Annotated in this window: 11 protein-coding genes and 1 other RNA gene; 5 read left to right on the forward strand and 7 right to left on the reverse strand. The window is 46.7% G+C overall.

Annotation, left to right across the window (positions count from 1 at the left end; all coding sequences use genetic code 11):
* Positions 1–246: 246 nt before the first annotated feature.
* Both rnpB and rsmI read right to left on the reverse strand, forming a co-directional pair.
* Positions 247–617, reverse strand: an RNA gene (rnpB, locus tag MHM95_RS09980) — RNase P RNA component class A.
* Between the two features lie 41 nt (positions 618–658).
* Positions 659–1,525, reverse strand: coding sequence for a 16S rRNA (cytidine(1402)-2'-O)-methyltransferase (gene rsmI, locus MHM95_RS09985; protein WP_022946088.1), 867 nt, complete (start codon positions 1,523–1,525; stop codon positions 659–661).
* 90 nt (positions 1,526–1,615) lie between these two features.
* On the opposite strand from rsmI, the gene MHM95_RS09990 reads away from it, so the two are divergent.
* The 4 genes from MHM95_RS09990 to dolP are packed head-to-tail and all read left to right on the forward strand — an operon-like array spanning position 1,616 to position 5,002.
* Entirely contained in the window at positions 1,616–3,505 is a 1,890-nt protein-coding gene (locus tag MHM95_RS09990; protein ID WP_239385188.1) for a penicillin-binding protein activator, read from the forward strand.
* On the forward strand, positions 3,474–3,845 hold the full coding sequence (locus MHM95_RS09995) for a YraN family protein (protein WP_239385189.1): 372 nt from the start codon (positions 3,474–3,476) through the stop codon (positions 3,843–3,845). The genes MHM95_RS09990 and MHM95_RS09995 overlap by 32 nt, the downstream gene beginning before the upstream one ends.
* Complete coding sequence (locus MHM95_RS10000; RefSeq protein WP_022946091.1) at positions 3,846–4,436, forward strand: SIS domain-containing protein; 591 nt, start codon at positions 3,846–3,848, stop codon at positions 4,434–4,436.
* A complete protein-coding gene (dolP, locus tag MHM95_RS10005) occupies positions 4,436–5,002 on the forward strand; it encodes a division/outer membrane stress-associated lipid-binding lipoprotein (protein ID WP_045980429.1) in 567 nt (188 codons plus the stop codon). The genes MHM95_RS10000 and dolP overlap by 1 nt, the downstream gene beginning before the upstream one ends.
* Positions 5,003–5,106: 104 nt before the next feature.
* Here the strand turns inward: dolP and MHM95_RS10010 are convergent, their stop codons facing one another.
* Genes MHM95_RS10010 through MHM95_RS10030 form a run of 5 tightly spaced genes read right to left on the reverse strand, consistent with a single transcriptional unit; the run spans position 5,107 to position 9,949 of the window.
* A complete protein-coding gene (locus MHM95_RS10010; protein WP_022946662.1) occupies positions 5,107–7,200 on the reverse strand; it encodes a type IV pilus secretin PilQ family protein in 2,094 nt (697 codons plus the stop codon).
* Positions 7,184–7,720 (reverse strand): pilus assembly protein PilP, encoded by a 537-nt coding sequence (locus MHM95_RS10015; RefSeq protein WP_022946663.1) that lies wholly within the window; start codon positions 7,718–7,720, stop codon positions 7,184–7,186. The genes MHM95_RS10010 and MHM95_RS10015 overlap by 17 nt, the downstream gene beginning before the upstream one ends.
* Positions 7,720–8,319: a type 4a pilus biogenesis protein PilO gene (gene pilO, locus MHM95_RS10020; RefSeq protein WP_045980430.1), complete on the reverse strand. Its 600-nt coding sequence runs from the start codon at positions 8,317–8,319 to the stop codon at positions 7,720–7,722. The genes MHM95_RS10015 and pilO overlap by 1 nt, the downstream gene beginning before the upstream one ends.
* Entirely contained in the window at positions 8,316–8,882 is a 567-nt protein-coding gene (locus MHM95_RS10025; protein WP_022946665.1) for a PilN domain-containing protein, read from the reverse strand. The genes pilO and MHM95_RS10025 overlap by 4 nt, the downstream gene beginning before the upstream one ends.
* The gene (locus MHM95_RS10030) at positions 8,870–9,949 is read right to left on the reverse strand and encodes a pilus assembly protein PilM (RefSeq protein WP_022946666.1); all 1,080 of its coding nucleotides are present in this window, start codon (positions 9,947–9,949) and stop codon (positions 8,870–8,872) included. The genes MHM95_RS10025 and MHM95_RS10030 overlap by 13 nt, the downstream gene beginning before the upstream one ends.
* A 134-nt stretch (positions 9,950–10,083) precedes the next feature.
* Between MHM95_RS10030 and MHM95_RS10035 the strand changes: the two genes are divergently transcribed.
* Positions 10,084–12,645, forward strand: coding sequence for a PBP1A family penicillin-binding protein (locus tag MHM95_RS10035; RefSeq protein ID WP_239385190.1), 2,562 nt, complete (start codon positions 10,084–10,086; stop codon positions 12,643–12,645).
* The last annotated feature ends 9 nt before the right edge of the window (positions 12,646–12,654 follow it).

Consider the following 12,654-nt stretch of genomic DNA (forward strand, 5'->3'; position numbering starts at 1 on the left):
CAAACCATGTACCGTTGAAATCGAGTGTTAAGCTTGAAAAATCAAACTCTTAGCGAGAATGCTATCAGGCAAGCAAAGCTACCTAAATCAATACCTTAGGATATTTTTGAGATGCAGATGTTTCGCTGTGATTAGCGTTTTGAAGTTGAAAACCGTGTACCAGTGGGTACATGGATTTGCGATGTGATGAAGAAGAATTTTAGAAAACCGCTTGATCTACATAAGCAAATCAAGCGGTTACTAAAGCTTCTGAGACAGCCTATAAGCCGGGTTCTGTTCTCTCCCGAAGGAGATCGATAATCATTCGTCTAGGCCATAAATTGCTCTATGGCTCAAGCAACCTACCCGGTTCCGATGTGGGCCACACCATAAGGAACCCTATTTGGTCTTGCTCCGGGTGGAGTTTACCTTGCAACCAACTGTTACCAGTGGCCCGGTGCGCTCTTACCGCACCCTTTCACCCTTACCGGTCCCGAAGGACTTAGGCGGTTTTCTCTCTGCTGCACTTGTCGTAGGCTCACGCCCCCCAGCCGTTAGCTGGCACCCTGCCCTGTGGAGCCCGGACTTTCCTCCCCCTGATCATTTTCGTCACAGGCAGCGATTATCCGGCTGACTCAGGGGCGCCATTATACGCATGCCAAGTGATTTGCCCAGCACTTTATTGCTTTTGCGCTATCACGGCCTTATACAGTGCATTTTTCTTTTGTCCGAGATAGTCAGCAGCCACACCGCAAGCTTGCTTCAGTGGCATGTGCTCTTCCAGTAAGGCAATCAAACGCAGTGCCTCTTCACTTACGGCGCTGGCCTTATTCGGTTTCCCTGGCAGCATCAACACGATTTCACCCTTTTGTCGCGCAGGGTCCTGCTGTAAAAACTGTTGTAACTCAGTGACCGTACCACTGAAGAAGGTCTCGAAGCTTTTCGTTAACTCTTTAGCAAGCACGACTTGAGCTTGCTCTCCTAGCGCGGCACTTAAATCCTCTAAGCTCGCCATAATACGGTGCGTACTTTCGTAAATGATGCTGGTCATGCCTGAGTTATACGCGTCACTGAAAAAGCTTTGTCTGGCTTTGGATTTTGCTGGAGCAAAACCAATAAATTGGAATTGATCGGTGGGTAATCCGGAGCAACTCAGCGCCGCAATAGCTGCGCATGCGCCGGGAATTGGGGTTACTTGAGCCCCTTGTTCACGGCATAAACTCACTAAGGCATAACCAGGATCGCTTATCAGTGGTGTTCCGGCGTCGCTCACCAGCGCTACGTTTTGCCCTTGTTGTAGCCAAGTGAGTACCTGCTGTGCCTTTTGTTTTTCATTATGATCATGCAAGGCAAAGGTACGCTTACTGAGTCCCAGGTGCGACAGCAGCTTGGCAGTGTGGCGCGTGTCTTCAGCAGCGATTAAGTCGACGTCACTTAGGGTTTTGATAGCACGCTGGCTGATGTCATCCAAGTTACCAATGGGTGTGGCAACAATAAACAAGGTACCTTGGTCTTGGGGGTCGGTTGAAATATCCGCATTGGACATTGAGCTCTCCTGCATCAGTCAGTAAGATAAGCGAATCACACTAAGGCCAATTGGAATACAAAGACTGTGCGACTCAAATCGATTGCTTTTATGCTGTTATTGTCAGGCTTATCGGCCTGCAGCACAACACAAAAGCCACAAGAAAGTGAAAATCTTACAACTAACGTGAGTGAGCCTGAGCCGATTCAGACACTCAGTGCACAGCAGTTATACCAACAAGCTCAAAATAGCGAAGGCGCCACTCGCGTACAGTTACTTAACCGCACTCAAAATCAGGCTATTAATGAGCAAAATTGGTCGCTACTATTGCAAGCCAGCGACACCCTGTTACGCAGCCACCCTGAGCAACAAATTCAAGCGGTGTTATTAAAGTCTTACGCGCAAGCGCAAATGGGCGAACCACAACGTGCTTTGCACACCTCACGCTCAGTGCAATCGCAATTGCAAACGCCAGAGCATTTCTACTGGCATCAGTTAGTGCAAGGCACCGCCTACATGCGAATGCAAATGCCTCAACAAAGCGCACCATTTTTATTACGTGCTTCAGAAACCGCAAACCGCTATCAAATAGAAGCATCACAGTTAAACCCCATTTTGTGGCGGTCTTTACAATCTTTGAGCCCGCAACAGCTAACAAAGTATGACTCCGGCTCAGCTATCGCTAAAGGCTGGGTACAACTTGCTAAAATAAAACAACTTTATTTGGGCTCTCCAGTTGAGTTACACCAAGCTTCCAATAACTGGCAACGCCGCTATCCAGGACACCCCGCGAGCTTTGCTCTAGACGAAAAAGTGGCTGAGCTGATGAAAGTTGAGCCCTATAACGCCACTAAATTAGCCGTTATTTTACCTTTAAGTGGCGCTAATAAGGGCCTAGGTGAAGCCGTGAAGTCAGGTGTATTGGCGGCCCTAGATAACTATCAATTCGAAGACATTTATTTCATTGATGCAAATTTAGAAAATCAGCAACTAACGCAGCAGCTCAATGACAAGCAAATCGATTTCGCCGTAGGGCCATTACTGAAAAGCAACATTAACCGCTTTGAACAGCACAACTTGCTAGAGGGAATACCCAGCATATACCTGAACCGCAGCGACATCGAACGCCAGTCTTTACAGCATTATTATTTTGCTCTAGCCCCGGAGCACGAATTAGATCAGGCCTTAGCACACTTTATGGCTAAAGGCTTTGAAAAGCCGCTGATCTTGGCCCCAAATGAGCGCTCAGGACAAAGATTGAGTGAGCACTTTAGCAGTCAGTGGCAACGTTACAATGAGCAGCCACCACTTGTGGGGTTATTCGATGACAATAAAGAAATGGAAAAAGTCATCACTGAGTTACTTGAAGTCGACGATAGCGAAGCACGCATAGACGCCATCGAGGGCATTTTTAAGCGCAACGTAAAGAGTGAAACCCGTTCTCGTCGCGACATAGATGTGGTTTATCTACTCGCTAATGCCACGCAAACTCGACTATTAAAGCCCTATCTTGATGTAAACGTGAGCACCTTTGTTGAGCGCATTCCCCTGTATGCAAGCTCCAAAAGCCACAGCACGCGCATTGATAGCACCGATAAACGTGATTTAAATGGCTTATACTTCACTGAGTTACCGTGGATGCTACCGACAAAGGGGTTAGCTAACCTGAATACTCGGCAGCTCAGAGAACGCTTTGATAGCCTCTGGCCTGACGTTGCCGACATTGAGCAGCGTCTATTTGCCATGGGCTATGATGCGATTTCACTGATCCCGCAATTGCGACAGCTCAGTATGCTGCCAGGAAAAAGCCAAACCGGTCTTACTGGAGAGCTAAGTGTAATAAGTAACGGCGAGATTGTTCGCCATCTAGCGTGGGCACGCTATCAGTCAAGAAGCATTAACAAAGTGAGTCTTGAGCACCTCGATCCCACACCGCTTTTCATGAAGAAGCAATTTGAGGAATCGAGTAATGTCATGGCTCCCGAAAGCGTGGCGCAATAGCCGAGAAAAAGGCCAGCACTTTGAGTTGCTGGCACAGAAATACCTAACTCAGCAAGGGCTGAAGCCGGTGGCGCGCAATTACCATTGTCGCTATGGCGAACTGGACCTGATAATGAAAGAAGGTCAAGTGTGGGTATTTGTTGAAGTAAAGTTTCGTCGCCACAGTAGTTATGGCGGGGCTCTGCATGCGCTTAGCCACACCAAACAACAGCGACTACAAAGAACCATTGCACACTATGTGCAACAAAAGGGCTTAGCAGGCTGCGTATTGCGTGCTGATTTTGTCGCAATACAAGGTGAGAAAGAGCCAGAGTTTCACTGGATAAAGAACGTATTATAAATGCAGGAACAAGTTAAAGCACTTTTTACCGAAAGCATTCAGGCGCAAATTGCCGCAGGGGAAGTTTTACCTAGCGTGCTTGAAACCGCTTCGTTGAGTATTGCACAGACATTGATTAACGGCCGCAAATTATTATGTTGTGGCGCTGCTAGTTGCCATATGCTCAGCGACCATTTTGCTGCTCTGTTGGTGAACCATTTTGAGACCGAGCGCCCGTGTTTACCTGCGGTATCGCTGTCATCGCATGCACTGAATTTAAGCCCGGCTGGCTCATCACAACCCAGCCGCGATATCTTTGCTAGGCAGATTAAGGCGCTCGGCGAGCAAGGGGATTTATTACTTGCCATTGCTATTAATGGCAATGAAAAGAATGTCGTCAGCGCCGTAGAAGCCGCTTTGACTAAAGACATGACCGTTATCGTGTTAGTCGGCGATGATGGCGGCGAGCTGGCGGGACTGCTCAGTGCAAGTGACGTCGAGATTCGCGTACCAGCTAAGCGTCCAAGCCGTATTTTGGAATCTCATTTGGTCAACATACACTGTTTGACAGAACTTGTTGATATGACCTTATTCCCACAGGAAGAAAGCTAATGAATAAGAACCTTATAGCTATTTTAGTTGGTACTGTGCTCTTGCAAGGCTGCGCCGCAGCCGTAGTGGCCGGCACCGCTGGCGCAGTCACAGCAGCCAACGACCGCCGTACTATAGGCAGTCAGATAGATGACAATAATATTGAAATAAAAACCACCATGGCGATTAAAGAGGCGTTAGGCGAAAATGCCAATGCCAACGTGTCTGTCGTCAGCTATAACGGTATTGTATTACTGCTAGGGCAAGTGCCGAGTGAACAGTATAAAACCACTGTACAACGCGCAGCAGAGCGCATCGATGGCACGCGAAAGCTTCATAACCAATTACGTATTGGCTCTCCTACCAGCATCACCACACAAAGCCACGATACCTGGCTAACATCTAAGGTAAAAACCCAGTTGCTGGCAGCTGAGGATGTCAGTGGCAACAATATTAAAGTAGTCACGGAAAACGGTGAGGTCTTTTTAATGGGGCTGGTAGCAGACGTGGAAGCAAACAAAGCGGTCAATATCGCTCGCAATATTTCAGGCGTGGAGCGCGTCGTTAAGGTATTCGAATACATGTAAAAACGTGAGCGCCTATTATCGGGTTACTTAACTCGCATTTTCGTTATCAACGCACACAAAAAAGCCACTTCAAACGAAGTGGCTTTTTGCTATCTAACTCGTGCTTAAATCGAGTCTTCTACCATGATCTTCGGAGTAACAAAGATAAGTAGCTCTCGTTTCTCATTACGCTCACTGGTTGAGCGGAATAAGTAACCTAGGTAAGGAATGTCACCCAACAAAGGTACTTTACTAGCAGAGTTAATAATTTGCTGCTGGTAAATACCACCAAGCACCACTGTTTGACCATTTTCTACTAACACCTGCGTCTCAATACGTTGTGTATCGATTGCTGTCGCAGGGCCAGTTGGCGTGTCTACAGTGTCGCCTCGTGTATCCTGGGTAATAGCAAGATCGAGAATCACTTTGTTATCTGGCGTGATATGAGGCGTCACTTCTAAGCTCAACACCGCTTTTTTGAAGGTTACGGTAGTGGCACCACTTGAGGCGGCCTGAACATAAGGAATTTCGGTACCTTGTTCAATTCGTGCCTTTTTCTGGTTAGCCGTTGTGATTCGCGGGCTAGCAATGATTTCACCTTTGTTCTCTTGCTCTAGCGCTGTGAGCTCGAGGTCGATCAAGGTGCCATCTGCTAACTTCGCTACATGCATACCAATGCTTCCCGCAGGGTTAGCGATAGGCAAGTTAACATTTAAACGGTCGCCAATACTTGGGCGCTGACCGTTAGCAATAGCATTGGCACCATCAAGATTACCAGAAATACCGTCACTGTCTTGCTGGTCACTGAAACCCCAACGAATACCTAAGTCTTCTTGAACATTGTCACGAACGGTGACCATGCGCGACTCAATCACAACCTGCTTAACTGGCACATCGAGGTTTTCAATCATACGACGCACGTTTTCAATACTTTTCGCCGTATCTTTGATAAGCAACGTATTGGTACGTTCATCAACAGACACACTACCACGCTGAGAAATAATGCTGTTTACATCCGTTTTCAGTAGGTCTGCAAAGGTCTGCGCCTTAGCATAGTTAAGCTGAATATACTCACTGTAAAGCGGCTCCAAGTCTTCAACTTGCTGTTTGGCCTTAAGCTCTTTTGCTTCTCGTGCTGCAAGTTCTTCGGTCGGTGCAACCATTAAAATGGAACCATCCATACGCTTATCTAAGCCTTTAACTCGCAGCACAATGTCTAACGCTTGGTCCCAAGGTACACCATCTAAACGAAGAGTAATGTTACCTGCTACTGAGTCACTAACAACAAGGTTAAAGCCGTTATAGTCAGCGATAATTTGCAATACTGCTCGAATTGAGATGTCCTGGAAGTTCAAAGACATTGGGCGGCCTTGGTATTCTTTACCATTACCCAAGAAGCTACGCTTCGACTCATCTTTTTCAACAGTGATAGTAAAGATGTTGTCTAGCTGCTGATAGTTGTAATCAAAGGCATCTGTGGTATCGATAACGATACGACTGTTGGAACCATCTTTGAAGGTTTCAATCATGCTCACGACAGTACCAAAGTCCATAACATCGAGTTGATACAACAGATCATCGATAATGTCCGTATTATGGAATTCAACAACAATCTTACCCGCTTGCTCTCTTACGTCGATAGCCGCCATATTCTCTTGCAAGAATACCAGCACCCGAGCTTCGCCTTTTTCGCCACGACGAAAATCTAACGCTTGGATACGGTTGATGTAGCTTGTGCCTTCATCTTCTTCTGCAATTGTTTGTGCAGCATCTTGCGTAGGGTTGTCAGAAACGTGCAAGTAGAACAGGTTTTTGTCGATACGGGTTTGATAAATCTTTAAGTGATCAAGATAAACCGTCACTTTAAAGCCGTCGTTTACGAACTCACTGGTGACTTTTTCAACACCCGCCTTATTGATTAAGACCTCTTCAAGGCTCTGTTCATAATCGGCTTCGTCAAAAAACAGTTCAATTCGCGCTGGCTCACTGAATACCTGAATCTGCGGTTCGATGTAGATCTCTTCGTCAAAAACGAACTCGATCTCAGTTTCACCTTCCAGCAAAGGGTTATAGCGAACGTCGTACAACAGCGGTACTGCGGTCGCAAAACTCGACATAAATAGGGTCGCAAAAGCGAGTACCAAAGAGTAAATACGATTCATATTGAATCCGTGTTTTTGCATTGTGCTTTTACCTTGATTTTTATGAACTGGAATCATCGCCTGCCTCCAACATCTCTAGCTTGGTCAGGCGTTCTTTCCAACATCCTGCTCCATCAGGGATTAACTCTAATAATTCTATATAGTTACTGCGTACTTGTGTCACTTTACCGTGATACAAGCCAACATAGTTGCCGCGTGATACACGGTGCAATGTTGCATCCGACGCTTTCACTAACGCCCACGTTTGCTCACCTGAGCCTAAAGTTCCCTTCATTGATAAGTTATCCAACGGATAACGCTCCAGCGGTTCCTTTTTACGCTGTGGATCGGGGTGCAAACAGTTTTGCACTTGTATCAATTTATCTTGAATAACTTCCGGGCGCGGTGCCACAAACGGGCTACGCAAGCTCGAAGCATCATACGCAAAGTGTTCAAACTGCGCGACTTCGGGGATAGGCTCAACATTAGGTTGAGTGCTGGCTTTTACCCGGTTAATAAATTCGCGTTGTTCGGTTGTATCATCAAAACAACCGCTCAATAACACCGCCACGGTGGTAATTGTGAGGAGTTTTTTCATTATTCTGCCCCCTCATAGCGATAAGTTTTAGCAACCACACTGAATACCAGCTGGTCATCACCCGTCGCTTCAATTTCAAAGTCGTGCAAGCTGATAATACGAGGTAGCTGAGCCACTTTGCCAACAAACTCGCCAAACTCGTGATAACTTCCCTCTACTTCGATTTTGATCGGAAGCTCGGTGTAGAACTCTTTCTTAATCTCGGGAAGCCAACCTATTTTTACGAAGGTCAGGCCACTTGTTGTCCCTACATAAGAAAGGTCATCAAGTAACCCTGGGGTTTCGTTCGACGTTGGTAGCTTCTTCAACAACTGCGAGAACTTTTCTTCCATTTCCTGCATTTGTTGCTTGTAGATTTCTAATCTACTTGCCACGGCGTACTTAGTACGGTAAGTGCTGCGTAACTCAGACTCTTTTTGCTGAGCTTGCTCGTAAGAGGTTATTTCGTCAGCAACCAATAGTTTATAGCTGAAAAACAACACCAATGCTGCAGCAATCACACAAACAATTGCTTTTACGGCTACCGGCCAATCCCCGATATTATCGAGTTCCAGCTCATTCCAATCGATATCGTTGAGGGATTTAAGATCTATACTCATTCTTGTGCCTCGCCAATTTCATCGAAAGACTTCACATTGAATTGCATATTGAAATCGCTAAGTAATCGTGACTGCTCTTCACCGGCTACAATGCCTTGCAATGAGGCATTTTCAAGCAGGTATGAACTCTCTACCTGACGGATCATAGTCGATAAACGGTTGTTTGACTCACTTTTACCCGTTACTTGAATCGCATCGCCGCGACGCTCTAAGGTCGTGAAGTAAACACCTGAAGGTACAATTTTCGCCACTTCATCCATTATTTGGGTACCGAGGTTTCGGTTACTTTGCAGCTCTTCAATTAGACGCATGCGCTGTTGCAAGCTTTCTTTCTTCTTATCTAGCTCACGAATTTCTGCGATGCGCCTATCTAAGATCTGAATTTCCCGGCTCAGGAAGTTGTTACGAACGTTCTGCCCATCTTTGAGTGCGCTGTAGAATGAACTTAAAGCAAACATTGACGCAAAAGCGGCGACTAAGACAACAACTAGAATAGTTACAAAACGCTGTTGTGCTTCTTTACGCGCGGCCTCACGCCAGGGCAATAAATTTATATGTGGCATGCTGAGAAACTCCTCAATGCAAGACCCGCAGCAACAGCGAACTGTGCCTTATGCTTTTGCATTAGCTCTTGGTCCACTTTGGAACCAATCTCCATGCTCGCAAATGGGTCAACGACAACAGTGTGGATCCCTAACTCGTCGATTAATAGTCTATCTAATCCTTCGATCATTGCCGTTCCACCAGAGAGAACAATGTAATCCACTTGGTCTTTCCCGCTGGTCGTAAGGAACATCTGCACGGCCCGACGCACTTGCTGTAGCAATGAGGTCTGGAACGGCGCAAGTACCTCAAACGTGTAGTTTGGCGGCAAATCGCTGGTGCACTTGGCGCGCTCAGCTTCGTCAAAGTTTTTATTGTAGTAGGAGACAATAGTGTTAGTGTACTGCTCGCCACCGAAGACTTGGTCTCGGGTGTAGATGGTTTCACCCTTTTGCACCACACTCACTAGCGTCATCACCGCGCCGATATCCACAAGCGCCACAACTTTATCTTTCGCATCTTCTGGCAGTGCAGCATAGCTCACATCCAAGCTGCGTGATAACGCGTACGTTTCAACATCAACCACCTTAGTATCAAAGCCACCGGCCTCAACGGCGCCGGAACGAGCTTCAACACTCTCGGTGCGCGCAGCAGAGAGTAAAACATTAACCTTGGATGGATCAGCTTCATTTATTTCCAACTTTTCAAAGTCGATACTGACTTCATCAAGTGGATAAGGAATTAAGCTGTCAGCCTCAATTTCGATTTGTGACTCTAGTTCAGAGTCACTCAGAGACACATCCATGTAGATCATCTTAGTGATCACTGTTTGACCAGAAACTGCAACAATGGCATGGCTAACAGACTTTGGAATGCGCCGTCTAAGTTTTGCAATAACTCGTCCAATCGCCTCAATGTCTTGAATGTTACGCTCGGCCATAGCCCCTTTAGGCATGGGCTCTATAGCAACAGCATCAAGGCGATAACCCTGCTCATGCTGTGTTAATAACACCGCTTTTACAGAGTGCGAGCCAATATCTATACCGACCATAGCAGGCACAGACTTTTTAAGAAGTCGATTTAACATAAGAGCAACGTGAAACCTTTTTTTATAATTATAATAGACTTATAAATTATCGATGAAAAAATTTTATTCACTATTCAATCAAGATATACTACCAATCTCTTCGCTCAATTGGGAGTCCAAACAGGGAAATATCCGTGAAAATATTCAAAAAATTTTTACAAATCCTTTGCATATGTGTCCTCTTGGGCTGCATCGTACTAGCTGGGCTGTACCTTTACGTCAGATCTGACATCCCCAGTGTGGCGGTGCTAAAGGACGTAAAATTGCAGACTCCAATGCAAGTATTTACCCGAGATGGAAAACTTATCAACCAGTTTGGTGAAAAACGGCGAATTCCCGTAAAAATCAGCGAAGTACCTCAGCCTATGCTGAATGCATTCCTGGCCACTGAAGATAATCGTTTCTACGATCACTACGGTATCGACCCTATCGGTATTGTCCGTAGTGCAATCGTTCTTATCTCGACCGGTGAAAAGCGCCAAGGCGCAAGTACCATCACCATGCAGCTGGCACGAAACTTCTTTCTTACTCGGGAAAAAGCATACATCCGAAAAGTGAAAGAAATATTTATCGCATTGCATATTGAGCAATTATTAACCAAAGACGAAATCTTCGAGCTCTATCTCAACAAAATTGAGCTTGGTAATCGTGCCTTTGGCATCGGTGCTGCAGCACAAGTGTACTATGGAAAGCCTCTACAAGAGCTTGATTTAGCGCAAATGGCTATGATTGCAGGCCTACCTAAGGCGCCTTCTGCACTTAACCCTATCCGCAACCCTGAGCGTGCTAAAAATCGTCGTAACGTCGTGTTAGGCCGGATGTTAGATGAGGGCTATATCACTCAGGCTGAGTTTGATGAGGCAACTAACAAACCAATTACCGCCCGTTTCCACGGCGCCGAGATAGAGCTTTATGCACCTTATATTTCTGAGATGGTGCGCGCCGAGTTGGTTGCTCAGTATGGCGAGGAGCAAGCCTATAATTCAGGTATGCGAGTTTACACCTCGGTAGAGTCAAAAGTGCAGCAAGCTGCTCAGCAAGCATTGCGTGATAATCTATATGCTTACGATATGCGCCATGGTTATCGCGGCCCCGAGGCCGTACTATGGGATAACGAAACCGAAGCTCCTCTTGACGAACCACAGTTAATTGCCCACTTACAGGGCCTTAACCCACTCGCCGACTTACATGGTGCAGTGGTGATGAGTGTGGACGAACAATCCGTTGAAGTACTTAATGAATTAGGTGAACGGTTCACCATAGAGTGGGACGGATTAAAATGGGCGCGCAAATTTATTACTCAGTCTCGTCAAAGTTACGCTCCGAAGAGTGCGGCCGATATTCTCTCTGCAGGCGCACAGATTTGGTATCGTTTCGACAATGATGGCCACCCGCTGTTAGCACAAGTTCCCGAAGCATCCAGTGCATTGGTCTCTATTGACCCTAAAGATGGCCGCATAAAGGCGATTGTCGGTGGCTACAGCTTTGAACAAAGCCAGTACAATCGAGCGGTTCAGGCAAAGCGCCAAGTTGGCTCTAACATCAAGCCCTTCATTTACTCAGCGGCGTTAGAGCACGGTTACTCCTTAGCAACCATTATTAACGATGCGCCGATAAACCACTGGGATAAAAGCCAAGGTGTTGCTTGGCGACCCAAGAACAGCCCAGCTAAATATGTCGGCCCGATCCGTGTTAGACGTGCCTTAGCGCAGTCAAAAAACGTGGTTTCAGTCAGGTTGCTGCGCGGCGTAGGTGTAGACCCTGCCGCTGAACACTTACTCAAGTTTGGCTTTCATGATGAAGATATTCCGCGCAATGAAACTCTGGCGCTGGGGAGTGCTTCATTAACACCTTTAGAATTAGCTCGCGGTATGAGCGCTTTCGCAAATGGTGGGCATTTAGTTGAGCCTTACTTTATTACCGAAATACAAAGCGCCGAAGGCGAAGTGCTAATGCAAGCTCGCCCCTATAAGGCCTGCTCTGAAGAGCAAAAGCGCAGTAATGAAATGTTTGCAGAGTTGGCAATGCTTGAGCCCAGCGGCGCCAGTGAGGGTACCCCCGACGACACTGACAGCACAGAGACTACTGATACCCAGTTACCGCAATGCGCACCTCGGGTTATTTCTAAACAGAATGCCTTCTTAATTGCCGATGCGATGACCAGTGCAATTTGGGGCGGTGGCAGCTGGAAGCATGGCACCGGCTGGAATGGCACTGGCTGGCGCGCGACGCGGTTAAAGCGCCGTGATTTATCAGGTAAAACCGGCACCACCAACAACTCGGTCGATACCTGGTTTAGTGGCTTTAACGCCAATGTTATGACCACAGTATGGGTTGGCTTCGATAACCCAGGTAATCCGCTAGGACGTACCAGTTACAACAACAACTTAGGGAAAGGACAAACCTTTGGTGCCGAATCTGGTGCAAAAACAGCGCAACCGGCTTGGATTGATTACATGCGTGTGGCCCTTGAAGATGAGCCTGCGGCCCCTATCGAGCCACCCGAAGGACTGGAATCAGTACGCATTGATCTAAAATCAGGATTATTAAGTCATCAAAACGACCACACCAGCCGCTTTGAATACTTTATAAAAGGGACTGCCCCCACTAAGTATGTGGAAAAAGCGCCGCCGGTGATCTTCGAAACTCAAGGGCAGGATGAACCTGAGCTGCCCACTGAAGACGAACTCTTCTAAATAAAAAAG

Source organism: Pseudoalteromonas sp. CnMc7-15 (genome assembly GCF_022347925.1).
GTDB lineage: Bacteria > Pseudomonadota > Gammaproteobacteria > Enterobacterales > Alteromonadaceae > Pseudoalteromonas > Pseudoalteromonas ruthenica.